The organism is Leptospira yanagawae serovar Saopaulo str. Sao Paulo = ATCC 700523 (assembly GCF_000332475.2).
Classification (GTDB): domain Bacteria; phylum Spirochaetota; class Leptospiria; order Leptospirales; family Leptospiraceae; genus Leptospira_A; species Leptospira_A yanagawae.
Genome location: NZ_AOGX02000016.1, coordinates 30,714 through 57,535, shown reverse-complemented (window position 1 = coordinate 57,535; position 26,822 = coordinate 30,714). Strand labels below are relative to the sequence as shown.

The 26,822-nt window shown below is 39.5% G+C and carries 28 protein-coding genes; 21 read left to right on the top strand and 7 right to left on the bottom strand.

Going from position 1 to position 26,822, the window contains the following annotated elements:
* Window positions 1-50: 50 nt before the first annotated feature.
* The 6 genes from LEP1GSC202_RS10240 (at window position 51) to LEP1GSC202_RS10215 (ending at window position 5,536) form a co-directional block, all read left to right on the top strand.
* The gene (locus tag LEP1GSC202_RS10240; RefSeq protein ID WP_015677654.1) at window positions 51-965 is read left to right on the top strand and encodes a TIGR01777 family oxidoreductase; all 915 of its coding nucleotides are present in this window, start codon (window positions 51-53) and stop codon (window positions 963-965) included.
* Window positions 966-1,028: 63 nt separating this feature from the next.
* Window positions 1,029-1,433 (top strand): c-type cytochrome, encoded by a 405-nt coding sequence (locus LEP1GSC202_RS10235; RefSeq protein ID WP_015677714.1) that lies wholly within the window; start codon window positions 1,029-1,031, stop codon window positions 1,431-1,433.
* Between the two features lie 50 nt (window positions 1,434-1,483).
* Complete coding sequence (locus LEP1GSC202_RS10230) at window positions 1,484-1,705, top strand: hypothetical protein (RefSeq protein ID WP_015677639.1); 222 nt, start codon at window positions 1,484-1,486, stop codon at window positions 1,703-1,705.
* A gap of 42 nt (window positions 1,706-1,747) precedes the next feature.
* Complete coding sequence (locus LEP1GSC202_RS10225) at window positions 1,748-2,098, top strand: STAS domain-containing protein (RefSeq protein ID WP_039928787.1); 351 nt, start codon at window positions 1,748-1,750, stop codon at window positions 2,096-2,098.
* Between the two features lie 56 nt (window positions 2,099-2,154).
* Window positions 2,155-3,435, top strand: a complete 1,281-nt coding sequence (locus LEP1GSC202_RS10220) for a citrate/2-methylcitrate synthase (RefSeq protein ID WP_015677669.1) — start codon at window positions 2,155-2,157, stop codon at window positions 3,433-3,435.
* A gap of 16 nt (window positions 3,436-3,451) precedes the next feature.
* The gene (locus tag LEP1GSC202_RS10215) at window positions 3,452-5,536 is read left to right on the top strand and encodes a SpoIIE family protein phosphatase (RefSeq protein WP_015677811.1); all 2,085 of its coding nucleotides are present in this window, start codon (window positions 3,452-3,454) and stop codon (window positions 5,534-5,536) included.
* 147 nt (window positions 5,537-5,683) lie between these two features.
* Here LEP1GSC202_RS10215 and LEP1GSC202_RS10210 read toward each other — a convergent pair whose 3' ends face one another.
* From LEP1GSC202_RS10210 to LEP1GSC202_RS10195, 4 genes are read right to left on the bottom strand one after another with little or no spacing between them, the layout of a single operon-like run.
* Window positions 5,684-6,610, bottom strand: a complete 927-nt coding sequence (locus LEP1GSC202_RS10210) for a TPM domain-containing protein (protein ID WP_015677644.1) — start codon at window positions 6,608-6,610, stop codon at window positions 5,684-5,686.
* Complete coding sequence (locus tag LEP1GSC202_RS10205; RefSeq protein WP_167321709.1) at window positions 6,610-7,275, bottom strand: TPM domain-containing protein; 666 nt, start codon at window positions 7,273-7,275, stop codon at window positions 6,610-6,612. The genes LEP1GSC202_RS10210 and LEP1GSC202_RS10205 overlap by 1 nt, the downstream gene beginning before the upstream one ends.
* A gap of 45 nt (window positions 7,276-7,320) precedes the next feature.
* Complete coding sequence (locus LEP1GSC202_RS10200; protein WP_015677707.1) at window positions 7,321-8,175, bottom strand: heme o synthase; 855 nt, start codon at window positions 8,173-8,175, stop codon at window positions 7,321-7,323.
* Window positions 8,175-9,059, bottom strand: a complete 885-nt coding sequence (locus LEP1GSC202_RS10195; protein WP_015677673.1) for a COX15/CtaA family protein — start codon at window positions 9,057-9,059, stop codon at window positions 8,175-8,177. Before LEP1GSC202_RS10195 ends, LEP1GSC202_RS10200 begins: the two co-directional genes overlap by 1 nt.
* A gap of 294 nt (window positions 9,060-9,353) precedes the next feature.
* On the opposite strand from LEP1GSC202_RS10195, the gene LEP1GSC202_RS10190 reads away from it, so the two are divergent.
* The 6 genes from LEP1GSC202_RS10190 to LEP1GSC202_RS10165 all read left to right on the top strand — a co-directional run bounded on the left by LEP1GSC202_RS10190 (window position 9,354) and on the right by LEP1GSC202_RS10165 (window position 16,169).
* On the top strand, window positions 9,354-10,190 hold the full coding sequence (locus tag LEP1GSC202_RS10190; protein WP_015677667.1) for an SCO family protein: 837 nt from the start codon (window positions 9,354-9,356) through the stop codon (window positions 10,188-10,190).
* Window positions 10,191-11,153 carry a cytochrome c oxidase subunit II gene (gene coxB / locus LEP1GSC202_RS10185; RefSeq protein WP_015677781.1) on the top strand — a complete coding sequence of 321 codons (963 nt, stop codon included), beginning with the start codon at window positions 10,191-10,193 and terminating at the stop codon, window positions 11,151-11,153.
* 9 nt (window positions 11,154-11,162) lie between these two features.
* Window positions 11,163-12,776: a cytochrome c oxidase subunit I gene (locus LEP1GSC202_RS10180; protein WP_015677695.1), complete on the top strand. Its 1,614-nt coding sequence runs from the start codon at window positions 11,163-11,165 to the stop codon at window positions 12,774-12,776.
* Window positions 12,763-13,536: a cytochrome c oxidase subunit 3 family protein gene (locus tag LEP1GSC202_RS10175; RefSeq protein ID WP_015677770.1), complete on the top strand. Its 774-nt coding sequence runs from the start codon at window positions 12,763-12,765 to the stop codon at window positions 13,534-13,536. The genes LEP1GSC202_RS10180 and LEP1GSC202_RS10175 overlap by 14 nt, the downstream gene beginning before the upstream one ends.
* 13 nt (window positions 13,537-13,549) lie before the next feature.
* Window positions 13,550-14,146, top strand: a complete 597-nt coding sequence (locus tag LEP1GSC202_RS10170) for a cytochrome C oxidase subunit IV family protein (RefSeq protein ID WP_015677766.1) — start codon at window positions 13,550-13,552, stop codon at window positions 14,144-14,146.
* 67 nt (window positions 14,147-14,213) lie between these two features.
* A complete protein-coding gene (locus tag LEP1GSC202_RS10165; protein ID WP_015677655.1) occupies window positions 14,214-16,169 on the top strand; it encodes a PP2C family protein-serine/threonine phosphatase in 1,956 nt (651 codons plus the stop codon).
* Between the two features lie 91 nt (window positions 16,170-16,260).
* Here LEP1GSC202_RS10165 and LEP1GSC202_RS10160 read toward each other — a convergent pair whose 3' ends face one another.
* Window positions 16,261-16,794, bottom strand: a complete 534-nt coding sequence (locus tag LEP1GSC202_RS10160) for a class I SAM-dependent methyltransferase (RefSeq protein ID WP_039928828.1) — start codon at window positions 16,792-16,794, stop codon at window positions 16,261-16,263.
* 272 nt (window positions 16,795-17,066) lie between these two features.
* Here LEP1GSC202_RS10160 and LEP1GSC202_RS10155 point away from each other — a divergent pair, with 272 nt between their 5' ends.
* The 5 genes from LEP1GSC202_RS10155 (at window position 17,067) to LEP1GSC202_RS10135 (ending at window position 22,729) form a co-directional block, all read left to right on the top strand.
* Complete coding sequence (locus LEP1GSC202_RS10155; RefSeq protein ID WP_015677719.1) at window positions 17,067-17,684, top strand: hypothetical protein; 618 nt, start codon at window positions 17,067-17,069, stop codon at window positions 17,682-17,684.
* Between the two features lie 84 nt (window positions 17,685-17,768).
* Window positions 17,769-18,350 (top strand): CarD family transcriptional regulator, encoded by a 582-nt coding sequence (locus LEP1GSC202_RS10150; protein ID WP_015677672.1) that lies wholly within the window; start codon window positions 17,769-17,771, stop codon window positions 18,348-18,350.
* Between the two features lie 40 nt (window positions 18,351-18,390).
* Window positions 18,391-19,428: a PIN/TRAM domain-containing protein gene (locus LEP1GSC202_RS10145; protein WP_015677678.1), complete on the top strand. Its 1,038-nt coding sequence runs from the start codon at window positions 18,391-18,393 to the stop codon at window positions 19,426-19,428.
* Window positions 19,429-19,452: 24 nt separating this feature from the next.
* Window positions 19,453-21,222: an apolipoprotein N-acyltransferase gene (locus tag LEP1GSC202_RS10140; RefSeq protein ID WP_015677675.1), complete on the top strand. Its 1,770-nt coding sequence runs from the start codon at window positions 19,453-19,455 to the stop codon at window positions 21,220-21,222.
* Window positions 21,203-22,729 carry a hypothetical protein gene (locus LEP1GSC202_RS10135; protein WP_015677784.1) on the top strand — a complete coding sequence of 509 codons (1,527 nt, stop codon included), beginning with the start codon at window positions 21,203-21,205 and terminating at the stop codon, window positions 22,727-22,729. Before LEP1GSC202_RS10140 ends, LEP1GSC202_RS10135 begins: the two co-directional genes overlap by 20 nt.
* Window positions 22,730-22,735: 6 nt before the next feature.
* Here the strand turns inward: LEP1GSC202_RS10135 and LEP1GSC202_RS10130 are convergent, their stop codons facing one another.
* On the bottom strand, window positions 22,736-23,191 hold the full coding sequence (locus LEP1GSC202_RS10130; protein ID WP_012389610.1) for a hypothetical protein: 456 nt from the start codon (window positions 23,189-23,191) through the stop codon (window positions 22,736-22,738).
* Between the two features lie 89 nt (window positions 23,192-23,280).
* On the bottom strand, window positions 23,281-23,856 hold the full coding sequence (locus LEP1GSC202_RS10125; protein ID WP_244147706.1) for a flagellar filament outer layer protein FlaA: 576 nt from the start codon (window positions 23,854-23,856) through the stop codon (window positions 23,281-23,283).
* A gap of 130 nt (window positions 23,857-23,986) precedes the next feature.
* Here LEP1GSC202_RS10125 and ompL47 point away from each other — a divergent pair, with 130 nt between their 5' ends.
* The 4 genes from ompL47 (at window position 23,987) to rdgB (ending at window position 26,740) form a co-directional block, all read left to right on the top strand.
* Entirely contained in the window at window positions 23,987-25,069 is a 1,083-nt protein-coding gene (ompL47, locus tag LEP1GSC202_RS10120) for a multi-beta-barrel domain surface protein OmpL47 (protein ID WP_015677687.1), read from the top strand.
* Window positions 25,070-25,180: 111 nt separating this feature from the next.
* A complete protein-coding gene (locus LEP1GSC202_RS10115) occupies window positions 25,181-25,819 on the top strand; it encodes a ComF family protein (RefSeq protein WP_244147705.1) in 639 nt (212 codons plus the stop codon).
* Window positions 25,797-26,147, top strand: a complete 351-nt coding sequence (locus tag LEP1GSC202_RS10110) for an STAS domain-containing protein (protein ID WP_015677637.1) — start codon at window positions 25,797-25,799, stop codon at window positions 26,145-26,147. The genes LEP1GSC202_RS10115 and LEP1GSC202_RS10110 overlap by 23 nt, the downstream gene beginning before the upstream one ends.
* The gene (rdgB, locus tag LEP1GSC202_RS10105) at window positions 26,144-26,740 is read left to right on the top strand and encodes an RdgB/HAM1 family non-canonical purine NTP pyrophosphatase (protein WP_039928783.1); all 597 of its coding nucleotides are present in this window, start codon (window positions 26,144-26,146) and stop codon (window positions 26,738-26,740) included. The genes LEP1GSC202_RS10110 and rdgB overlap by 4 nt, the downstream gene beginning before the upstream one ends.
* Window positions 26,741-26,822 lie beyond the last annotated feature (82 nt).

Here is a 26,822-nt window from a genome sequence, read left to right as displayed (position 1 = left end):
GCGAAAAAGGGCTACTTCTTTTTTTATTTACACCATCCATTGGAGTCGTTATGAAAATTGGAATTTTAGGTGGAACAGGCCTTATCGGTATATCTTTCATTGAAACTGCTGTCAAAAATGGCCATCGTTTTCGAGTTTTCTCTCGCAGGAAGTCCATACCAAAATCGTTATCCAAAGTTCCAGATTTGGAATTTGTCAGTTGCCTTTTGCCTCAATCTTCCGACTTGGAAGGACTTGATGCTATTCTCAATTTAGTTGGTGAACCGATTGCGGGCGTTAGGTGGACAGAAGAACGAAAACAATTGATAAGTACCTCGAGGATTGAATTCACAAGAGGACTTGTCGCTCGGATCCAAGACTTAAAAACACCACCCAAAGTGTTTCTAAATGCAAGTGCTGTTGGTTATTATGGTATGTCTGAATCAGTTCATCCATCCTTTACTGAGTTGTCACCACCTGGAGATGATTTTTTAGCAAAACTCTGTGTGGATTGGGAAAACCAAACCAAACCTTTGGAAAACTTAGGAATTAGAACGATTCTACTCCGAACAGGGATTGTGCTTTCACCAAAAGGTGGTGCTTTAGAAAAAATGATCCCACCTTTTCTTATGGGAGTCGGTGGTGCCATCGCATCTGGAAACCAAGGGATGAGTTGGATTCATATTTCTGATTTCATTCATGCTACCTTACATTTGATGACACTCGTTACTGCCAAAGGTGCTTTTAATTTGGTTTCCCCAAATCCAACAAGTAATGCCGAGTTTTCCAAACAATTGGCAAAAACATTAAAACGTCCCAATTTGTTTAAGGTGCCTAGTTTCGCTATACAAGCGTTATTTGGCGAAGGCAGTGTTGTTGTGACAAAAGGGCAATATGTTGTCCCAGAAAAACTGTTACAATCAGGTTATGAGTTTCAGTTTCAAAATTTAGAAAAGGCTCTCTTAAATCTTTTGGAAAAAAACTGATTTCTTCTTTTCAAAAGATGAGAAGGGTAGGAGACTGGAGCCATCCTTATCTCGGAGTAAGAAATGAACTCAAAAAAAGTATTAGTCTCTCTACTCGCTGTCTCCTTCGCATTTGTGATGGTGGCTTGTGGCGACTCCAAACCAAAAGAAGAAACACCTGCTGTTCAGGAATCTAGTTCTAGTGCCGATCCTGACATTGCAAAAGGGGAAGAATTGTACCTTCAAAATTGTTCTTCTTGCCACGGCGAAAAAGGAGCTGGTGACGGTGCTGCTGCAGCTGCTCTCAATCCAAAACCTAGAAACTATAAATCTCCTGCTTCCGAATGGAAAAATGGAAACACAGTTGCTGGTATCACTAAAACTTTGAAACAAGGGATCAAAGGATCTCCAATGGTAGCGTATGGCCATTTAGGTGATGAAAACATCAGCATCCTTGCAAAATACGTAGAGTACCTTTCTAAAAATTAAATTGCCTATTTTCGGTTCCGTTTTTTTGGCGGAACCGAAACCCTTCCTTTATGAACCAAATCATTAAAAAAGCTGACCGACCCACTTGTGATTGTGGAACCACTCGGGAAGATGAGAACGCTCGTAAGGTTGTGAAGTATTCTACATGGGGGATGATTGCCATGGGCCTTGTCGGGATATCTGCTACACCAACCGATGTTTATTTTGTTTGCCGTAAGTGCAAACAACCCTTTGGTAGGATGACAAAAGAAGAAAGAAAATCGAAAACCTAATTTTTGTTGACCCGCGTTCTCAGTGGAATTCCCTGGAGGCTAATGATGGAAGAGTTTAAGATTCGATTGGGATTTGAAAACGGGGGAAACCTCCCTGTGATCCATATTTCTGGTGAAATCACATCCGAAGCGGAAGAAGAAATTGTGGAGTCCTACGAATCGATCCCTCAGGACAAACGCTCACGTGTGATCCTCAATTTTTCGGAAACCTCGTACATCAACTCAGCAGGCATTGCTACTCTCATCAGCCTCATCACAAAATCCTCTGAGAACCAAGGCAAAATTGAATTTGCCGGACTCAATACCCACTTCCGCAAGGTGATGGACATTGTGGGTCTTACTGATTTTGTTCTCATCCACGATTCTCTTCATTCTGCGCTCGCCCAAGTGTAAATTCTTCTAGATTCCTAACTTACGTTTGATAAGATAGGAGGGAGAGAGGTCTTTTCATGAGTGAAGTGGAAATCCACATCAAAGGCAAAACATACAAACTTCCAGTAATCACTGGTACTGATGGAAAGGAAGGTATCGACCTTACTGATTTTTATCGAAAAACAGGGCTTGTCACTGTTGACCCTGGACTGTTTAATACTGCCCTTGGTTTATCAAAAGTTTCCAGACGTGATCCTGAAAAAGGAGAACTTACGTATCGTGGATACGATCTTAAAGAACTTGCATACCAATCTACTTTTGTTGAAACTTCTTTTTTATTAATTTATGGTAATCTTCCCACAAAACAAGAGTTAAGTGATTTTTCAGGTCGCCTCTCAAAACACTCCATGATCCACGAAGATATGTTAAATCTTTTTGATGGTTTCCCTGGTGTGGCAAATCCCCTTGCAGTTCTATCAGTGATGGTAACATCATTATCTAGTTATTATTTAGAAGAGTATGAAGAAAAGTTAGATATGGGTGTTGACCTAATTGCGAGATTACTCGCAAAAATTCGCACCATCGCTGCGTTCACTTACAAACACGCTGTGGGTCATCCCTTTGTTTACCCACTCGATAAAAATCCATATTGTACGAACTTTTTATACATGATGCACAAACTGCCTGCGGACAATTACAATGTTCCAGAGGAATTTGATCGTATCCTAAACCAAATGTGGATCTTACATGCAGATCACGAACAAAATGTATCCAATACTGCCGTACAAGTGGTTGGCTCAACCCAAGCAAATTTATTTGCATCCATTTCAGCCGGGATCATGGCACAATGGGGGGCAAGGGAAGGGGGAAGGCCAACAGCTGCGATTGGTCTTATCGAAGACATCATCAAAACAAAAACTCCTGTGAAAGATTATTTTGAAAGATTCAAACGAGGAGGACTCACCATCAGAACCAATGGATTTGGACAAAAGGCATATGATGTGGTAAGTCCAAGAGCACAGGTGGCACGTGAGATCATCAAAGAATTTTACAAAGGCCGAAAACTCAGTGCTGTCGAAGACATTGCGTTGCAAATTGATGAAGTAGTTTGGAATGATTCTTATTTTATGGAAAATCTTCTTTATCCAAACTTAGAATACTACTCCGGTTTGGTCTTCCATACATTGGGAATTCCCAAAAATATGTTCTCTGTCATGCAAGTGATCGGAAGGCTTCCAGGTTGGCTTGCCCATTGGAGAGAACAAAGGATGAAGGGAGATTTCTCAAAAGTTCGTCCAAAACAAATATATGTGGGCGAAAACCAAAGAAAGTACATTCCGATCGCCAACCGTCTCTAGAGGAAAACGGGAATCTGTGAAACTGTATCTCCGTTGGACTTGTTTCCTTTGGAGTTTGGTACTTTTGTCATGTTCTGTGACAGAAGTACCACCCGTTGCTAAAAAAGGCCACCTAACGGCCGATCTATATTTAAAAAATTCTAAAAATACCATCCAATTGGTTGGAGATTGGGAATATTATCCGGGTCTTTTGTTTTTACCAAAAGATCTTCCCGAAATCAAATCCATTCGCGAACCACATTATTTTACAGTTCCAGGAGTTTGGACAAATTCCTTTTTGGAAAAAGGTTTTTTAGCAGGTGATGGGTATGCAACTTTTCATTTAGAATTCGTGCATGGACTAAAAGGGATTCCGCTTTCCATTAAAGTTCCTGAAATGGAAACCGCCTATAATTTGTTTGTTGATGGAGAAAAATTAGTTTCTAATGGAACTGTTTCTACTTCTTACCAAACTGGAATTCCAGAATACCGACCTCAAATCATTGATTTTATTCCAAATGAAAACCAAACATCATTTTTATTACAAATTTCCAATTACCACCATCGAAAAGGCGGGCCTGCCCAGGTCATTACCTTAGGTCGTACTTCACAGATCCATAAACAATACGAATTTGAAATCCTACGTGATATGTTACTTGTGGGAAGTATTCTGTTTATGGGAATGTATCATATTTTTCTATATTGGAATCGTAAAAAAGATCCATTTACCTATTGGTTTGCACTCACTTGTATCCTTGTCGCCTTACGGGTGTTCATTACGGGGAATAAATACCTTGTGCAATTGGTTCCAGATTTACCTTGGGAAATTCACCTAAAACTCAGTTATTTAAGTTTTTTCTTTATCACACCTATTTTTGCGCGGTATGTATATCTTTTGTTTAAACCCTATTTTTCAAGAAGGGTGTATGAACTTTTAAAGTATGTAGGGTTTTCGTTTTGTTTTATCGTGTTTGTAACAAGATCATCGTTTTACACCTATTTGATGATCCCCTTCCAAATATTTACCTTATTTGGAGCCTTGTATGCGGTAATCGTTTTGACGAGAGCCATTCGCGACAAATTACCAGGTTCTGTTATCTTCTTATTTAGTTTCCTCGTGTTTGTGGCAAGTTTTGTAAACGATATCTTGGTGAATAACTTACTCATCAATTCACCTCTCACCATCCATTTTGGAATTTTTATGATGTTTTTCGTGCAATCCATCTATATTGCTCGGAATTTTTCAAAAGGATTTGTGGAAGCAGAGAACCTCGCCATTGAACTTTCCGAAAAAAATCAAACCCTTCAAAAGGTTCAAAACCAAATTACAATTCTAAATGAAAGATTGGAGACAAGGGTCAAAGAAAAAACAATCGAATTACAAAGTAAATTAGATCAAATCACCAAGGACATGAAACTCGCCAAGTCCATCATCCACAGTGTCACAAAGGTTCCAGAGATGGAACCGTATCTGAAAGTGGACATTTTGTACAAACCAACAGCTGATGTGGGTGGTGATATCTTTTTTGTCAAAAGGATCCAAGATTTTTACTATCGCTTCTTTTTGGGAGATGCCACGGGGCATGGATTACAAGCAGCTTTGTATTCCATGATGATCCAATCAGAATTTGAAAGGGTGTCGGCAGTGGCTATGCGTCCAAACGATTTATTGTTTTACATGAACCAACATTTTTATGATAAAAATGCAGATCTGCAAATTTATTTTCCTGCACTTGTGATGGATTTTGATTTCCACCAAAGTATCCTACGTTATGCGGGGGGTGGCGTACAAAACCAAATCATCTTGAAAAAAAATTCGGAACCAATGATTTTAGAAAATACTGGTCCCATCATAGGAATTTTAGAACATTATCGGTATGGTATTTTTGAAACAAAAGTTGTATCTGGAGATAGGATCTTTTTATTTACAGATGGACTCTTCGAGGAGTTAAATGAAGCGGATGGAATGCAAGCTTGGGATGAATTACTCCGCACCATCCAGAGCACAAACGGTTTGCCCTTTGATGAAGTCATCCCTTCCATCCAATCTATGTTATACCAAAAAATGAATAAAACTGTTTGGAAGGATGATTCAACTCTTTTATTGATTGAAGTGGTTTGATCTAACCGATTGGATATCAAATTCTCTTTTGAACAAGTTCATTCTTTGGAATTGATTCGTTCATCCATTTCCAAAAGAATTGACCAACTGCCGCTTGGGAATCGATTGACTCTTTACCAAGCGATCCCCACAATCACCTAGCGGGTGTTACCAGTCTCCTGAGGCACCACCTCCAGCAGAGTCCCCCCCACCACCTGACCAGCTATCACTGGAATCACTCGAAGACCAAGAGTCACTGCCGGAAGACCACCCTCCATAATACCCACCGCCGCTATCGGATCCACCTCCACCGCCAAGTCCATGACCTAATTTCCTTCTGAGGAACATGATAAGGACAAAGAGGATGATGGCCGCGATGAGTCCCATTGTGCCACCAAAGAGAAAGGTCAAAAGTGGTAAAATGACAAGGAGTCCTATGATGGTAAAGATCACTCCACCAAAAGAAGGAATGAATAGAGAAATCAATGTGAAGATCCCACCAACAATTCCAGAAGGGATCACATCTCCCGCACTATCACGACCTGAGGTTTGAACATCGTCTTCTGAAGGAGCATATTCTCCGCGTATTGTGGCCATAATGGCATTCACACCTGCCGTCACCCCTCCATCATAATCTTTCTCTTTAAAACGGGGGGTGAGTTCATTTCTGATGATTTGTTTTGCTTGCACATCCGTCAAAGCACCTTCGAGTCCTCGACCCACAAGGATTCTCATTTTCCGTTCGGCAGGTGCGATAATGAGTAAAACACCATTGTTTTTGGATTTTTGACCTAACTTCCATTCGTCGAAGATTTCAATTGCCACGTCTTCAATCACTTCGTCATGCAAACTAGGAGTGGTATACACGGCAATTTGATTGCTCGTTTCTGCTTCAAATTGTTTTAGGTTTGTTTCGATTTGGTTGACTGTATTTGGGGATAAAATTCCTGCATGGTCCATCACCCTTCGATCTAATTTAGGTACGGGATAACCAAAAATAGAAACCTGTACACTGGTAAAGGACACCAAAAGAAAGCTCAGGATCGAAAAGGTTCGCAAAAATTTTGAAACTTGTTTTGGCGATTTGGATTCCATCACATCAATTTCCCACCATCACGAATTTCATTTGAGATTTCATTTTTATCATCCTTTTCAGCGTGGATATTGTACTTTTTCAGAAGGTCTCCACAGAAAAGGATACTTGCAACGATCCCTTGCTTTTTTTTACCCGATTTCATTCCTTCAATGATTAACCTCACTGCTTCATTCCATTCTGATTTGGGTACAACCCTTGCAATTTCTTTGTCAGGGTAAACACGAACAAAATGTTCGAAGAGAGAGATATAAATTAAGATACCCGTACGATTTTTGGTGCGAAAGACTTCTTCATCTAAAAAGGCTTCTTTCGCTCGTAACTCAACAAAGTACTGTTTAGAGTTTTTGGGAACGAGTAGGATTCGTAATTTTGGAAACAAAAAAAATAATCCCAATCCAACTACAGCTCCTGCCCAAACAGAGAGCACGGCAAACATGGATTCATTTCCCCAGACCAATCCATATGTTTTTTGGGCAGTATAGAAACTAATGCCTGTTAGGCCTCCCATTAAAAAAGCACCAAACCAAGCCCATTCCCGATAATGGTGGGAAGACTCTGCAAAAAAGGGGACAATTTCTGCTGCTGTTTTGGACTCTGCTTCACCGACAGCAGATTTGATTTCTTCTAAATCAGATGGGGAGAAATATCGCGTTAGTACACTCATGGGCAAAAGGAAAACAGATCCTTCCACCCAAATCAATCAAAAAACCTAAATTTTAGAATCAATGACGATGGCGATACTCACGAGGAATAAGTGTAAAATACTAAAAAAGAAAAACCGTTTCGCAAGCACCTTGTCCATAGACAGTTTTAATCGGTAAGCAAAGGTAAGGATGAGAATTGTTAATACAATGGCAGAAAGTAAAAACAAATACCCCATCCGGTCATCTACAAAATAAAATCCAATCACAGACAATGAATAAGCGAAGGCATACAGAAATATTTGGTTCACGGTTTTTTGGATTCCAGAAACCACAGGCATCATTGGAATTCCTGCAAATTCATAATCATCCTTTAAGAAAATGGCAAGGGCCCAGAAATGGGCAGGTGTCCAAAGGAAAATCATTAGGAACATGATCCAAGCCTGAACGGGAAGTGTATTGGCCATGGCTGCATACCCAATGAGGGGACCGATGCAACCAGAGATTCCACCAATCACAATATTTTGTTCGGTTCTAGGTTTTAACCAAATGGTGTATAAAAATACATAGAGGAGCAGTGCGGATAAGGCACAAACAGCCGTTAATAGGTTGATAAAATAAGTTAAGATTACGAAGGCAAGAATCGTAACAACAATTCCAAGTACCAGTGCTTTTGTAGGTGAAATTTCTCCGGCAGGGATTGGCCTTTGTTTGGTTCTATACATCACGGCATCTCTTTCTCTCTCAATGTATTGGTTGAGGATAAAAGATGCGGAACTCATTAGGTACGTTCCAAACAAAGTGATGGAGATCGCATACAAACTGGGGTATCCAGTCGTTCCCAGATACATCCCTGGCAAAACAGTTGCAAGTACGAGTACTGTGACCCTAGGTTTGGTAAGTTGGTTCCACAATCGGAACATTAAAGGGCCTCTTTTTTGTTTGTTCGAAAATGATAAAAAGCAGCCATGTAACAAAATAAAAATACCAATACTCCATTTAAGGTATGTAGGCCGGTAATGAGTTTTGGTAAGTGGTACAATACATTCATCGCTCCCAAAAAGATTTGGAAGGAAATTAAGTAGGCAGCAATTTTTAAGTATTGTTTTACCTTTTTGTTTTGTAAGGTAAGGATTGCATATGCTGATAAAGACAAGACAAGTAGGGCAGTGAGATAACCAAAAAGTCTATGTTCCATATGGAATCGGATGGTCCCAACCATTTCTGGAAACCATTCACCATGGCATGTGGGAAAATCGGGACATGCAAGGCCAGCGTAATGGGAACTTACCTTCCCTCCCAAAAATAATTGGTACAATACGGCAATAAGAACGATAACAAAATAATACTTACCAACACGCTTCCATTCGAAATTTGTACCGATTGAGTCTTCTGCCAGTGACAAACGAATGGTGACACAAGTAGATAATAACAATACAGCATTGAGTAAGTGTAAGTTAACAGTCGTTGGGTGGAGAAGTTTTGTCACTGTCAAACCACCGAGGATGACTTGAGAGATGAGAAAAACTAGGGATAGGGACGCCGGAATTCCTAACGATTTTCGAGTCTCTGGATTTTTTAAAATCCAAACAAAACCAATTCCCACAAGGATTCCTAAAATCCCTGAGTAATACCGATGTCCTACTTCCATAAAGATCTGGAAGGTGAACTCTGGCACAAACTTCCCATGACACAAAGGCCAATCAGGGCATGCGAGTCCTGAATCTGTGGCTCGAACAAGTGGGCCATACAGAAGGTTGAGGAGGATCATAGCGGAAAGGATGGTGTAAAAACGTTTGAGTGTCATACGTCTATCTGTTTCCTCCAGGTTTTGTGATCTGAGTTTGGGGAAAATAAAATTAATCTTGCATCTTTTAAAAATTGTTGGATAAAAAGAGCAGTTTTTCGTATAGACTATATCAGGTAAGATTATGCAAAACACAGACCTTTACAATAAGGGTGGCTATTGGACTTTCCTTGTCACACTTGCACTCAACATTCTTTTCTTCGCGTACATTTCCTTCGTTCATCCGGGCACACCGGAAAACCCAGGAATGGAAAACAAAAGCGTTCAGTCCAAATAGGGTAACAACCAAATTACGTGAACATCCGCATTTTCACTTGTTTCTGTTTCGTGTTGGCATTGGAGTCTTTGTCTGCGTATGACCCTCATTCCAATCTCACTAGGGAAAACAAACTACCAAAAGAATTGGAAAACATTGGATTTTCGGATGTCACTGGCAAAACACTGCAACTAGGCATCCCCTTCCGAGATGAATTTGGCAAAGAAGTTCTCTTTTCTGATTACCTCTCCCAAGGGAAACCAGTCCTGCTTTCTCCTGTTTACTTCAAATGCCCCACCCTTTGTAACTTTCACCTCAATGGTGTTTTCAAAAGTTTAAAGGATATGGATTGGTCACTTGGCAAAGAATACCAATACATTGCGGTATCCATTGACCCGAAAGAAAACGAATCCATATCATTCCCCAAAAAAGGTGCGTATTTAAAGGATTACGGAAGAGAAGGTGCGGATAAGGGTCTGCATTTGCTGACAGGCTCACAGGAATCCATTGATACCCTCACCAAACAATTGGATTTTCGATATGCTTGGGACGGTGAAGCGAAACAATACATCCACGCAAGTGGTGTTTATGTTTTGACTCCAGATGGAAGAGTGTCTCGGATCTTCCAAGGCATCCAACTCGAACCAAGGGATTTAAAATTTGCCTTCCTTGAGGCATCTTCTGGTAAGATTGGGAGTTTTGTGGACAAGTTTGCTTTATTTTGCTTTCAATTTGATCCAAGAAAAAATAAATATACGATATACGCATACAGGATGATGCAATTCGGGGGGGCGGTCACCTTACTCCTTCTCGGTGCGTTTTTATACATAAACTGGCGAAAAATAACAAATAACAACCGTCAAGGAGTCACATAGATGTCTTGGAGCAGTCTCATTCCAGCGACCTCGTTCATGCCTATTCAGGCCACTGAAATTGCAAAAGAAGTCGATCTTCTCTATGCGTTTCTGATCATAGCAAGCCTTGTTTCGTTTGTCATCTTGATAGGTGGAATGACATGGTTCCTCATCAAGTTCAAACGTACAAGTATAGACCAGAAATCCGCATACATTACTCACAATAATTTTGCAGAGTTCCTTTGGTCCTTTATCCCTCTCGTCATCATGATGGGAATTTTTTATTGGGGTATGGTCATTTTTGAAAAACTGAGAACCCCACCGGAAGACATTGCGGCAGAAATTCATGTCACTGCAGAACAGTGGGCATGGACGTACCGTTATGCGAACGGAAAAGAGTTTTATAGTTCTGGAAACGATCCTATGATCGTTCCTGCTGGAAAAGCAACAAAACTCATTCTGACTTCAAAAGATGTCATCCATAGTTTTTATGTGCCAGCGTTTAGAACCAAACAAGATGCGGTTCCAGGCAAACTCACACAACTTTGGTTTGAGCCAAAACAACCAGGGGAATACATCGTTTTCTGTACAGAATACTGTGGAACCAAACACTCTGGCATGATGATCAAAATCAAAGCGATTCCTTCTGAAGAATATGCGGCTTGGTACCATGCTGAGAAAAAAGGTGCGGATACCCCTGCTGATTTGGGAAAAACTTTGTTTGCGCAAAAAGCCTGTGCTTCTTGCCACTCCATCGATGGATCAAGAGTTGTTGGACCTACGATGAAAGGTCTTTTTGGATCAGAACGTAAATTTGCGGATGGAACCAAAGCAAAAGCAGATGAAAATTATCTGCGTGAGTCTATCCTTGTTTCGACTGCAAAAATTGTGGAAACCTATCCACCTGCCATGCCGTTATTCCAAGGCCAATTGTCTGATGAAGACGTTGCCAACCTAATTGAATATATCAAATCCATTAAATAAGGAAGAGAGATGAGTTCAGCACATACAAAAACCGAACATGGTCACACAGACCATAACTATCTGAACCACGGATCTGGAATCTGGTCTTGGATGACCACTCTAGACCACAAACGCATTGGACTTATGTACTTTGCAACGGTTGCTACCCTTTTCTTGATTGGTGGTTTCTTTGCATTGGGAATCCGTCTGCACTTAGCGAAATTTGGTGCAGAACCATTACTTGATCCAGATACTTACAACAAGTTTATGACCTTCCATGGTGCCATCATGGTATTCATGGTGATCATTCCTGGAATTCCTGCTTTCCTTGGAAACTTTGTCCTTCCGATCCAACTCGGAGCAAAAGACGTTGCCTTCCCTAGGCTGAACCTTGCGTCCTACTACATCTTCATTGCAGGAGCTGCGATTGCTGCTTCTTCCATGATTTTCAACCAAGTTGACACAGGATGGACTTTTTACACTCCTTACTCGACAGCAAAAACATCCAATGGGGTGATTTTACTTGTTTTGGGTGCCTTCACTATGGGTTTTTCTTCCATCTTAACGGGACTAAACTTCATCGTCACCACCCATAAACTACGAGCACCGGGAATGACAATGGACAGGATCCCACTGATGATTTGGGCTCTTTATTCCACTTCCATCATCCAAATCCTTGCCACACCAATCCTTGCGATCACTCTCCTCCTCATTGGAGCTGAAAAAACTCTAGGTGTAGGAATTTTTGATCCAGACCTCGGCGGAGACCCAGTCCTTTTCCAACACTTCTTCTGGTTCTACTCTCACCCTGCTGTTTACATCATGATTCTCCCTGCAATGGGTGTGATTTCTGAACTCATCACTGCGTTCTCCAAAAAAACAATTTTTGGTTACCGTGCGATTGCTTATTCATCAGTAGCGATTGCGGCAGTTTCCTTTCTTGTTTGGGGACACCATATGTTTGTTTCTGGACAATCTACAATCGCTGGGATTGTTTTCTCCATCATCACCATGTTTGTTGGGGTTCCAACTGCCATCAAACTCTTCAACTGGATCTCCACTATGTACCGCGGAACAGTCAGTTTCGAAGCGCCTATGCTCTTCGCACTTGGTTTTATGTTCCTCTTTACGATAGGTGGTTTGACAGGAGTATTCCTTGCATCCACTGGTATGGACGTTCACTTCCATGACACATACTTTGTTGTAGCTCACTTCCACTACGTAATGGTAGGGGGAACACTTATGGCTCTTATGGGTGGAATCCTTTACTGGTTCCCTAAGATGTTTGGAAGGATGACTTCTGACCTAGGTGGACGTATTTCTTGGGTTCTCATCTTCACTGGTTTTAACGTAACTTTTTTCCCACAATTCGTACTCGGTGCGATGGGAATGCCTAGACGTTACTTCGATTACCTTCCTGAATACACAAACTTAAACCAAATTTCAACCGTTGGGTCTTGGCTCATTGGACTTGGTTTCTTAGTAGGACTTATCACCATCATCCATGGGATTTTTAAAGGGGAAAAGGCTACTGACAACCCTTGGGGTGCAAAAACACTCGAATGGCAAACATCTTCGCCTCCTCCTCACGAAAACTTTATCAATACTCCAACAGTAACTGCAGGGCCATATGACTTCCGTTAGTTCTTCAAGTGAATTTCAACACCAACACCATTTTAAGAGTGCAGAACACCAGTATGCCTCTTCCAAACAAGGAATTTGGTTATTCCTTTGCACTGAGATCCTGATGTTCGGTGGCCTATTCGTAGGTTACCTCATCTACCATTCTTTGTATCCAACTGTTTTCAAAAACGGTTCTGAAACTTTGGATTGGAAGATGGGTGCTGTGAACACAGTGGTGCTCCTTGTCAGTTCCTTCACAATGGCTGCTGCCATCAATTATGTGCAACGTGGTCTCCATAAAATTGCAGCTATTATGCTTGCACTCACAATCGCTTGTGCCGGGGCCTTTATGGTCATCAAATACTTCGAATACAGCCACAAGTTCCACGTTGGAACAGTTCCAGGCAAATTCTCGTTAGTTGACCCTTCTTGTGGCGCTGGTGGGAAACGAGCAGAATGTGAATCAAAAATTGCTTCTCTCCTCAAAAACCCTGCTGAACTTGAGAAAAACCATGTAAGTGCAGAGGAAGTCACTCGCCTGAAAGCTGTGATTTCCCAACCAAAATGGGAAATGTTTTATGGTTTTTACTTTGTAATGACAGGACTTCACGGGATCCACGTTGTGGCCGGTGCACTTCTCATCTTCTGGATTTTCATCAAAACATTAAGAAGAAAAGTAGGACCTGAATACTACACTCCTGTAGAAGGTGTGGGTCTATTTTGGCACGTAGTGGACTTGGTATGGATTTACCTCTTCCCACTTCTATACTTGGTAGGATAAAAGGGAATTTAAAATGGAATACGTAATCAATTACGGACTATACTTCATTGCACTCGTAGCTGTTTTTACACCTGTTTTAGGGTTTGGAATCTTTGCTCCTGGGATTGCAACAGCAACCATAGTAGGATTTATTGTAAACTGGTTTGGTCAATTTTTCCAAACAAATCGATTTGCTAAATTCACATCTGAAAACAAAGACAATAAACTGTTAAAATTTGTATTGGGTGATGAAGACCATAAAGAGGACCACGCTTCTGCTTCTATGTGGGTGGAAGACGGGGAAGAAGAAGAAGAGCACGAACACCATGTAATTTCTATTAAAACTTACGTGTTTGTGTTACTTGCACTATTCTTTGGAACCTTTGTCACAGTTTGGGTTGCTCAATACGATCTTGGGAAATGGAATATGATTGTGGCCATGGCCGTTGCAACTGGAAAGGCATTTTTTGTATTGGCTTACTTTATGCATTTGAAGTATGACAATATGCTAAACCGAGTGATTTTCCTCTCGGCATTTGCATTCCTTGCACTTCTGTTTGCATTTTCGTTCGGAGATATCATCTCACGGATTGCGCCAACATCTGACACACCGGTAAAAACTTTTTTCTAAGAAATATTAGAAAGGAGTGAATGAAAGAACCCGCCTTCGAGCGGGTTTTTTCGTCTAATGCACTATCGTGTTTCAGAACTTTCGGGCCATTTTATCCAAGTTTTTAGATTTAATCCCGGAACGTAAACTCTACCAATCTGAATATTGCCAAGAACTGGATCGGCATGCTCGCATCATCCAATTTCCAGGCAGTTTGATTGGGAGCGTAGCCTTACTTGGTTTTGCATTTGATACGGATGCAAAACTGCATCCTGAATTCCCGGAACTTTTTTACTATCGAATTGGTTTTTCCCTTCTTTGTATCAGTTATATTTTTTTCATCCTCATCAATCATTCAAAACAAACAAAGTCAAAACTGGAAGGATTGGTCTGGGGTTATGTTGTGTATGGATACCTGCTTTTCACAGCAGCTTATTATACAGGTAGGATTGCTGACGACGCACCATATGTTTCTGGTTACCAAATGGTTGTGGTTGTTTTGTCCTTTTTGCCACTGCCAAGGAAAACCTTATTCATTTATTATCCTATCTCAATTCTCATTTTTGTTTTATCAGTATTGATTTATAAACCAAACCTCGATACACCTTCTGCTTCTTATTCCATGCAAAATTTAATCCTAAGTTATTTACTTGGAATTTTTAGTGGGTTAATCATAGAAAGGTATCGTTTCCATTCCTTTCTGAATCATTTACGAGTGATTAAAAAAAATGAAGAAATCACAAAGACAGCAGAAGAAATTCAGGTTTTGAAAACCCAACAAGACGGAGATTATTTTCTTACTTCACTTCTTTTTGAACCACTTTTGGGTAAAGAAGTGGATGGAAATGCTGTCACCATTGAAACAATTTTAAACCAATATAAAAAGTTTCATTTTAGAAACAAGGAATATCAGTTAGGTGGGGATTACCTTTCCGTTTACAATCTGATTTTACAAGGAAAACGTTACAAGGCATTCATCAATGGGGATGCTATGGGAAAATCAATCCAGGGAGCAGGGGGAGCAATCGTACTTGGTGCCGTTTATAACTCAATCATCATCCGTTCCAAAATGGATCCTGTTTCTTCAAATCGATCTCCAGAAAGATGGTTACACGATTCGTATTTAGACCTACAAAAAATTTTTGAAACCTTTGATGGGGCAATGCTTGTTTCGGCGGTCATTGGGTTACTCGAAGAATCAACAGGAACTCTGTATTTCATCAATTTAGAACACCCATGGTTGGTACTGTATAGGGATGGAAGAGCAAGTTTCATTGAAGAAGACATCCATTATTATAAATTGGGTGTGATGGAAGTCCCAATGAATCGTTTTATCTCTGTTTTCCAAATGAAACAAGGTGATAAAATTTTTTGTGGTTCTGATGGAAAGGATGACTTGGTGATCTCCGATTCAGGAAAGTATCGCGACATCAATGAAAACCAAAACTTGATTTTAGAATGCATAGAAGAATCAGATGGTAATTTCAAAACTTTAATAAACGTATTAGAATCAAAAGGAAAGTATTCAGATGATTTGAGTTTAATCTCACTTGAATACAACTTGAGTCCCGATTCCAAACCAGGCCAACATTGGAAGGAAGCGAAAAAGTTGATCCGAAAGAAGGAATACTCCAGGGCATTGGATTTATTATTATCCTATGATTCACTTTTGGATGTTTCCATCACTGAATTAAAATACATCACGAAACTCTATGAAAAAGAAGAGAATCTTTTAAAGGCGATGGAATATGCGAGTTTGGCTTTAGAAAATTTCCCTTCCGATACAAGTTGGATGTTCCATACCTCTGTTTTGTACAAACGATTGTATTCGATTTTTAAATCCCCTTCTTTTTTGGAGGAATCACAGGAATTAAGTGAAAGGGTAAGGTTACGTCAGCCAAACAACATTCGCAATTTGATACATTTGGCAGATGTTTGTCGATTATTGGGGGATAAAGAAAGAGCTCAATATTTAGTACAACAGATTAAGTTGGCAAACCCTGAACACAAAAAAATAAAAGAACTGATAATGTTAATTTCATAACATTTCTAAACTCTAAACAATTAACTTATAATTTTAATGAATCATTTTTTCAACGTGTTGGGTTCGGAATTTGATAAAGATTCAATGCAGTTTATTTCTCTAAAATAATCATCCGATTTTCTATCATCAGATTTTGAAACCCATAGGTTTCTTTAATCCAAACAAAGGATTTTTTTGTATAAAAAAAAGTATGTGTTTGGTCATTTTTATAATACCACTTTTCAAAATTGATGCTGTCATCATAAGGATGGGTTAGTATATACAACCTACCTTTTGGTTGTAACATTGAGGACAACACTTGGAATTCTTTTTTTGGTGAATGGAAGTGTTCCACAACTTCAGTGAGCACGATATAATCGTATGTTTCTTTTAAGAGTTCTTGGTAAGGATGGAAATAAGGATCGTACAATGAAATTGAATGACCATTTTGCTTTAAAAGGTATTGGACAACGGGACCGGGTCCTGCTCCAAAATCCAATCCCTTATCACCGATGGTTTGGTTTTGTAAAATTTTTTCGACGATGGGTTTAAGGAAGTTTTGGTAACCGGTATCGTATATATCATTGTTATGTTCTAAGTAGCGTTTTTTCTCACATTCAGGGGTCGGCCAAAATTGTTGGTCCATAAAAATGGCATCACAACTTTGGCATACCAAATAGGATCGAAATCGATTTTGGTAAAAGGGTATCGAAGTACTGTCACAAAGAGGACAATTCATTGGAGATTTTCAATATATGGGAAAAAGACTGCAGTTACAAGTGACAAATCTCCACGTAATCCCATTTCGTTTTCTTTTTGTAAGTTCACCAAGAGATCCCTTTGTTCCCTTTAAAAAAACCAGTCTATTTTTTGCAGTTCCACTCCGACAATTGTAGTAAGATAGAAATCGGAACGCCCATGCAAAATATAGATTATTCCAGAAAGCTAAGGTCAGGCCGACCCTTTGACGGTGAGGTTCCCACCTATTCCTATGCATCCAATCCATCTCCAACTTTGGGTAGCACTGCCAAACCTAAATCTGCATTCATCCTTCTCATCGGTGGAATCCTTCTCTTTACTTCTGGTTTGGTCGTGGGCATCCAATTGGGACAAAAGGAAAGTAAGTTCAAAGAAAATGCTGAAACTTCCTTTTCCAATGTTGGGACAAAATCAGAATCCCATGCAAAATTAACAGAAACACCGCGGACGGAAGAGTCGAGACCCTTGGAAGCGAGCACAAGTCCCCAAACCCAGGATCCTTCTCCATTCCCAGCAACTCTGAAATTTCCGCCAAAAAATGACCAAATCAACTACATGGTCCAAATTGGAGATTTTTCACCGGAAGAAGCTGTTTCCGTCGGCAAACAATTGCTTGAGTCTCATCCCCAATTGCGAGGACGGATCTTTCGGACATCCACAGGGAAATTATTTGCTGGGTATTATTACCGCTTAGAAGATGCGAAGGAAACTTTGGACTCCGTGAAGAGCAAACTCCCTAATTTGAGTGATGCCCAAGTAAAAACCATTCGATTCTGAACTATTTTTGCCAACTTCCTTGACATTGGCCATTTTTCAGGTATACTGAAGGGCAAGAGTATTTACGGAAGTTATTATACTTACTTGGCTACAAAAAAACTAAACGAAAAAACTAAAGAGCCTAAATTCAAGGTGGGGGACTACGTTGTATACCCGATCCATGGAGTAGGTGAAGTCACAGAAGTTGCAAAGAAACTCATTCTGGGAAAGAAAAAAGACTGTTACAGCTTGGAAATTCAAGGTTCCAAAATGAAGGTCTCGATCCCAGTGGACCGAGCAATTGATGTGGGTATCCGGTCGATCATTGATAAAAAAGAGATCAAAAAAGTTCTCACTCTCCTAAAAAAGGATGAGGTCGACACGGAAGAGGACTGGAAAGTCCGTTACCAGAACAATATGAACAAGATCAAATCTGGTTCTATTTTCGAAGTGGCTGATGTTTGCCGTAATCTTTACAGACGTGCCTATGGCAAAGAACTCTCTATTATGGAGAGAAAGCTCTATGAAAGCGCCTATAATTTAGTAAAGATGGAAATTGCACTGAGCAAGGGTGTACCCCAAGAAGAAGCAGGAAACATCGTTTCAGATGTGTTAGCAGCTTCAGTGCAAGGCATAACACCTCCACCACCTCCAAAAGACCTGGATGATGATCTAGATTTAGAATAAACTTCCGTTTTTGCTCAAACTCTTTTATAAGGATTGAGTTATGAAACACTTACTTTCAACCTTAGGGACGATTCTCGTCGCTTCGGTATCGTTTTTCTTTATACATTCCGAATCGCAAAACATCGTTTTGGCGGGGATTCTTGCCGGTGTCGTTTTGCTTTATTCTTTGGTGTTGATTCTCGGTGAGAGAAAACTATTCCCAGAAATCAAAGCGGATGTTGTTCTATGTGCAAGCGTTGGTGCCCTTTTGGGACTTTCGATTTCTGCATTCCCAGTGAGTTTACTAAACGATTATGGATACAAATCAGTTTCCATTTTCATAGCGGTTCTCTTTTTTCTAACTGGGATCAAAATGGGAGTGGCGTTTTCCAAAAAACCTGGATTGTCCATTTTTGGTGGAGGAAGTGGAGCACCTGGTTCTAGTTTTTCCATTCCAGGTTTAGAAGCAGGGAATTCCCAAATCAAAGACAAAATTTTGGACACTTCGGTTGTGATCGATGGTCGTATTTTAGACATTGCGGATACACATTTCCTCGATGGTCCACTCATCCTTCCTAATTTTGTGTTACGCGAAATCCAATTGATTTCCGATTCTTCCGACCCAATCAAACGGGCACGTGGACGTCGTGGTCTTGAGATGCTGAACAAATTACAAAGAAAAGGTTCCATCGAAGTCAAAATCACTTATACAGATTATTCAGACACAAGAGAAGTGGATGCAAAATTAGTGAAACTTGCTCGTGATACTGGTGGCGCGGTTGTTACCAATGACTTCAACCTCAACAAAGTGGCGGAACTACAAGGTGTCCGTGTATTGAATTTGAATAATCTTGCCAATGCATTGAAACCAGTGGTTCTTCCTGGCGAAGAGTTTCAAATTTCTGTGATCAAAGAAGGAAAGGACGAAAACCAAGGGATTGGTTACCTCGAAGACGGAACAATGGTTGTGATCGAAAACGGCGGACATTTGGTTGGCAAAGATGTGCGAGTGGTTGTGACAAGTATCATCCAAACTGCTGCAGGGAAGATGATCTTCACAAAAGTACAAAACGGTAACAATAACTACAACAAATCGTAATTCTAATTTAGTAGTCTAACGGATATGAAACTGGCTCGTTTTTTAATTTCACGTGAAGGGTTCATATCCGTTCTTTGTTATACGGTCACGGCCGTATTTTCTTTTTTATCCTTTGCTCCCATAAATTTACCGTTTTTTGTTTGGTTTGCGCCATTTGGACTTTTTATCATTGAAAAAAGAAATCGTGGCGAATGGAAAAAACTGATCTACCATGGATTTGGGTTTGCGATCCTATTTTATATCGTGTCTTTCCATTGGGTTTACCACATGACAACTGTTTTTGGGGGATTCGATTGGTATTTAGCTGTTCCAATATTTATAGTATCTGCAATTCTACTGAATTTTAAATTTCCTGTATATTTACTGATATTTTCCTTTTTATCGATCAGGGTAAAAAGATTTTTCCCACTCATCGCTTCGTTTGCAATTTTGTTTGCAGAATTTTTTACACCGCAAGTGTTTCCTTGGTATTTCGGAAACGTAGTCGCTGAAAATCAGATATTAGCGCAAAATGCTGAGTATACGAGTGCTTACGGACTATCTGCATTTTTATTTTTTGTCTCATATTATCTTTTTTATCTAAGAAAACCGAAACAGATTTTGCGATTCTTACCTTCCATTCTATCAAAACACAAAAATACCACCAAACGAATCGTTAGTGGTTTGGCACTTGTGATTTTTATACTAGTTTTGTTCTTTGGGAATGGTTATTACCTCTTTCAGAAATGGGAAAACATAAAACCAATCGCAGAGAGAGAAGTTCTCATTGTCCAACCTGATGCTCCTCTAGAGTTTCGTGATGGTCGGAATCCCATAGAAGAAATCCGAAAATTAATGACTCGTATCGACCAAATGGTAGAACGAGAACTGAAAGACAATCCAGTGGATTTGGTGGTTCTGCCTGAATCAGGCATTCCATTTTTCACAACACACGATTCTGAAATCACTCGGGCAATGCGAATTTATTGGCACCAGTTTGAATCGCTTATGGCCATCATCAGTTTACGCCACGGGGCGAATTTGTATTTTAATGAATTGGATGCAGACATCCCTGGGGATAAATTTTCCGAACGTATTGTGAGAAGTGATATCCGGACATACAATTCTTCTGTGTTAATGAGTCCTAATGGGGAACGAAAAAACAGTTACCAAAAGGTATTTTTATTAATTTTTGGAGAGTACATGCCATTTGAATGGATGTATGCTTTGTCGGGTCAAACAGGTCAGTTTGCACCGGGTACAAAATTGGATTTAATTCCTTATTATGAAACTCGAAAATCTACCAGTCAAACAACAGTCCCAAAAGACTTACATTGGGAAGATACATTTGTTATGAGTCCAAATTCTGTTAGAGACCATTACAAAGGAAACAGAATCGAAGAAAAAATGATAGGTAGTTTTTTGCCATTGATTTGTTATGAAGTGATCATTTCTGAATTTGTTCGAAAATTCGACGGGGATCCCGATTTTATTGTCAATGTAACAAATGATAAATGGTATGGGAATTCGGTAGAATCTTACCAACACCATACACTTGGTAGATTACGTGCCATTGAATTCCGAAAGTGGATTGTTCGTTCCACAAATTCAGGTACATCTGTTTTTACAGATCATTTGGGTAGAAATATCGATAATGATTTCACGCCTATTGAAACAACTGCCACCATTCGCAAAAAAGTATCTGTGATCCCTGGAGAAATGACTTTCTATCGATTGTATGGAAATTTATTATCTTATTTATTTATGGGTATAGTAGGGATTTCGTTTTTTGTTTATGTTAAAAGGAATACGTAACATATTATTTGAGAATCGATTTTACTTCGCATTCTATTTTTCTGTTATGTTTCACATAACATTTATTATATACTCTTTCAATCATTCGGATTCTATTTACCATCGGGTTCTATGTGGGCCTGCATGGATTTACGCTTTAGAGGATGAAAAACAACTTTCCTTTGAGATGAGTTTGGGCAAAAATAATGGAGAATCCGGTACCAATTCTACTACGGAAGATCCAAATGAAGGAGACGAGGAAGGAGAAGGTGAGGGGAAAGAAGGGTTCTCAAAAGGAAAATACAAAGGAAGTCAGTGGGAAGACCTCGTCCAAAATTTAGAAAGTACATCCAATTTAAGAAAACAATTTCGGAATGATTACGACCAGATCAATGAAAACTCTGGGGTGGCTGACTCTTATATCAAACGACATAGAGATTTTGAAGATATCATCATCAAAGACGTCCTTCCCACTTTAAAAAATATTAGAGATCCATTTAAAGTGGATATTGAATCTGCAGAAGACAATTTATTTCTGCACAAGGAACGAAATCGTATCATTGAAGAATTTAGAAAAGGGGAAGAATCGAGCCAACCCATCACAATGAAGTTATCGAAAGAAGGGGACTTACCTCCACGTTCTCCACTCTCGATGCCAAAAGAAGACCGAACAAAATACCTAGATCGCACCTTAAAACAAAAAAAAGAAAAACAATTGGATGAATTCATTTCAAAGTTTATGGGTTATGACCCAAACAAAGGAGATCTAAATTTATTTGTAAGGGATTTGTATTACGAAAACTTGCAACGATTGGCATATCCATTTAGTAACGATATGAGTTACTTTGCGATTGATTACTTCCAAGAAAATTTAAACAAAGAAGATTTTTTACGCCAAATGATGGCGACACTTTCATCCCAGTTAGGAACCAATACGGGAACGGAAATTTTGTTTACGATTGAGAATATCTATTACATACAAGGAAAAGCTCTCGAACAATACTTCCGTGTTAGAGAATATTTAAAGTCTAGCACACCTGAACAAAAACAGACAATACGATATGAGACCCTTCGACAAGTAGAAGCGAAATACAAAAAACTTCTGCAAGAAAAGAAGATATCAAATGTAATAGAAGCAGAAGACGCATATGTCAAAAAACGAATCGATATCTTGGACACACTCATCAAAAATACACCTAACCATTACCGAGAAAGAGACGGTCTTTTCGAAAAGGCAAAACTACTTTGGGAGTATGGGCAATGGAAACAAGATCCAAAATTGCAGTCGGATGCACTTAAGTTTTTTTATAAGATCCCCAAAGTTCCCAAAAATGGAGATTTTTTAAACCAACACGCATTTGATTCCATTGAACTTCTGTTACGTGAGGCAGGAGATCCTGTTGATGTCTCCAATTTGTCAGAACAAACTAAAAATCAAATTGAATACATTCTACGAACTCGATTGGAAGATGTTATGACTAAGAAAAAACAAAGAGAAGATCGATTACTTTGGCCAAAAAATAAATAATCTATGTTAGGTTTTGATATTTTCTAATCCATTTTCATGGAATTCTGTGGCCCATTTGTCGTGAAAGGGAGTTTCTTTTTCGATCCTTTCTTCGATAGCCATTTGGGAGATTGCTGTTTCGCCGAAATGGCGTAGGAAATCACGGTGTGCCAATCGTTCGATGAGGGCTTGCCAAAACACTTCGTCTTCGTAGTCTTCCAAAATATCCACAAGACCACTTTCTTCCTCAAACTCGCGTGTGAGGTAGGGTTCCCCATTGTTTTGGTCAATTTGAACAATATTGCCGAGGCCTGCATGTTCTGCTTGGGAGAATACATGGCGGACAACATCGGCATATCTGGAGTCAGAGTCTGGTTCGTCTTCTGACCTATCCTTGGCTTGTAATGTGGAAATGACCCAATCCCCCATATATACTAATTTGAGTAGGGTTTCGTATTGTTCTAAGGAGAGTTCCATTTCCATTTAGGATCAGGTTTGGCCATGAGGTTGGGAAGAAAAGAGTTTTTTTCAGAACCTTCCGAGGAGAAAACCTCGGGAAACACCATAAATTTTCAATCTTCCAGTAGGATTTCTTTGTTGCGTAGGGGTCTGTATTTGTCCCGTACAATGGCAGTTATATCATCAATTGCAATTAACACTTCTTGGTTGGGATCATTATTTTCATAAGGCAAATAAAAGAATCCTAAAATACGAATGGAGCTCTTTTGTAAAAATACTCGATCGTTTTGATCGAAATTTTTTGAGATAGAAACAGTTATTGTATTCCATCCGCGAAAATTAAGTGAGGTAAGGTTCAATTGTTTTACTTCTGCATCTTGTGTTTCTATGATGAGTGTTAGGTTCCCACTAGACCTTGAAGAATAAATAGGAATGGTGATTTCTTTGATAAAGGCATTCACTTCAATTGGTTTTGGAAAGTATAAGGAAAATGGAAAATTTGCTTCTTTTGGAATTCGTAATACAAGTGCTTGTTTTGAACCAGGGATAGGAGCAGTGAAATTCGAAGAGAGAGAAATTTCCGGAAGTTTTGTACCTTTTTCTAATTTCGTACGCAAATTGTTTGCATCAAAATTCGAAAGTTCAAAATTTTCGAGTAAGATTTCCCTCCAAATACCACTCTCAGCCACGATTTCTGTCCCAAAGGACGAAAATAGAAAAAGTATCAGGATTATTGAGTTTCTGAAAGCAATCATGTTGACAATATTTCCTTAGAAAGAGGATATATATGTTTTATCTGTAAAAAGGAGACATATACTAATGCAGGCGCACAAATACCTTTTGGCCATCTTAACCATTTTTTTCGCAGGCCAAATCTCAGCACAGGTTGCTGACCCAAAAGCCACTACTTCCACAAAAGACCAGGCGATTCAAAAAACAGAATCTACCTCTACAAAAGCCAAAGACGGTGTCGATAAAGCAGAGACAACTGTAAAAGACCTTTTGGGTGACAAAAAAGAAGCAGGTTCTTCGACAACTGACGCACCAGCTCTTTTCATCACAAGTAAAACTTCCTTTTCTTTAGACGCAAAAGATGATTCATCTATGATCGATTTCATTGAATGGAAACCAAAAAACGGAGAGTACAGAAGGTTCACTCAACCAATTCGTATTTCTGAAGAAGGTCTCACTGAAATTTACTACCGATCTGTAGACAAAGCAGGAAACGCGGAAACTCCAAAAATCCTAGTTGTAAACGTAGACAACACTGCTCCGAGAGTGAGCCTTGTTCCACAAGAACAACTTTTCGTGTTAGATGGTGTTCCTTTTGCATCTAAAAACAATACATACACCATTGTTGCGGAAGACCACCAAACAGGTGTTGAAAAAGTTCAATTTAGCATCAACCAAGAACCTGCAAAAACATATGCTGACCCAATCAAATTAGAAGTGGGTGGTGCAAACGTAATCAAGTATTCAGCAACTGATAAATCTGGAAACTCTTCTGCTGAGTCTTCCATGATCATCACAGTAGATGATGTAAAACCTACGATTGAAATTGTTCCTTCTTATCCCCTTGTGGAAATCAATGGGAAAAACTTCCAAAGAAAAGGTAATGTTTTTTATGTGAATGCAACGGACAAAGAATCTGGTGTGAAAAAAATCTTAGTGAAAATTGACGAAGAAGAATTCAAACCTTATGTAGAAGCGATTGCAATTGAAACACAAGGTGATCACGTAATCAAAGCAATGGCTGTTGATAATGTGGGAAACCAATCAGATGTGGTGGAAGTAAAACTTTCTGTAGACTTAACACCTCCTACATCTACGATCCAAAAATCCACTGAAGAACCAAAAGTGGAAGCGGCACCAGCCACACAACCAACAACACCTGCAAAGTAAAAAGTAAGACCAAACCCTTACGAAAAAACCCCTTTCATTATGAGAGGGGTTTTTTTTGCCTTATTGTCTTTTCTATTTCCCAAATACTGCATCACTTGCGGGAAACATGATTTGTTTTCGGAACAACTGGCTTTGTGTAAAACCTGCACACGTATTGGAGTTTCCAAACGAAGGAAAGCCAACCGGCCTTATCTGATTCCAAGTCCGAAAGATCGATTTTTATTTTATGAAACCGCTTACGCCTTACAGACGAGGGATTTCGTTTCTAGGGATCTTTTTCTTTCTTTAAAATTTCAAAATGAAAAACTATTGGGTCGTTTCTTTATTTTGGGTTGGAAACGACTTCTGAACCTGTGGAAAGCCGATCCTCCTGACTGTTTTGTATTGGTTCCTTCTCGCGCCAAGGTCGGTCCAAAGCCCTACCATGCTGCCTGGGCATTCCATGACCGCCTGAAAAATGGGCAAAACATGCGGGAAGATACGAGTCTACGTAAGATTTCAAAGGACAAACAGTCAGAGAAACGTTTTGAGGATCGATTTTTTCATGCAAAAAAGGCGTTTGGATTCACAAAAAGTGATAGAATCATAGAAGGACTTCATGTTCTACTCGTAGATGATATATTTACGACAGGTGCTTCTTTGAACGAAATTGCTCGGTTGTACAAACTGAGAGGGGTTCGGAAAGTAACTTGCGTAGTTTGTTTGTTAAGTGGGGTGATTGAATCGAATGGATGTTCAAGTCAAGGATGACATAAGAATTATCAAATTTTCCGGAGCCATTTTAAAAGTGGATTCTGATGAAATTGAAAAAGAACTATCAAAACTCACCCAAGGATCCGTTAAAAAAATTATTTTAGACTTAACCAAAGTTCATCATATTTGTTCAACTGCTCTCGGGATTTTTGTAGCCACCAAACGTAAGTTAAAACCAATGAATGGTGATATCAAAGTAATCGTTGTGGATGAAGATTTGATCCAACTCTTTGAAATTACGATGTTAGATAAAGTATTTGAAATTTTTCCAGACCTTTCGTCTGCCATGGAAGGATTTCAATTGGATGAGGAAGATTCCCGCTGACCAAAAAAACATTAGCATTTGCATCTGGTAGTGAACACAAACGCAAAGAAATGCAAATGTTACTTTCACCTTTCGGGGTTGAGGTGGTCACACCAAATATCCTAGGGATCAACTTCCAACCGGAAGAAACAGAATCCACTTTTCTCGGAAATTCCTATATTAAATCGAAAGAACTCTATCGGATCACTGGTTTACCTTCTTTTGCAGATGATTCTGGGATTTCTGTTGATGCTCTTGGTGGGGAACCGGGGGTGTATTCGGCAAGGTTTGGTGGGCCTGGGCTTACGGATAAAGAACGTGCACTCTATTTACTGACAAAACTTGGTGATTCTTCCAATCGAAATGCACATTACAGTTGTGTTGTGACCTATGTGGATGCCAATTTCCAAAAATCGTTTGAAGGAACTGTAGAAGGGCAAATTACATTGGATTATGATGAGATTGGGCCGTATGGTTTTGGTTACGATCCGGTATTTTATTATCCTGCTTTTGGAAAACGATTTTCTCAAGTTCCTGAAGAAGAAAAAAACAAAGTTTCCCACCGCAAAAAGGCGATGACGGAGTTTTTGGATTGGTTCCAAACGATCCAATAACGAAAGTTACTCTTATTTTCATAGAACCTGTATACAAAATTCCAATGTTGGGAATTGAAACTAAATGTTTCACAAGGATACA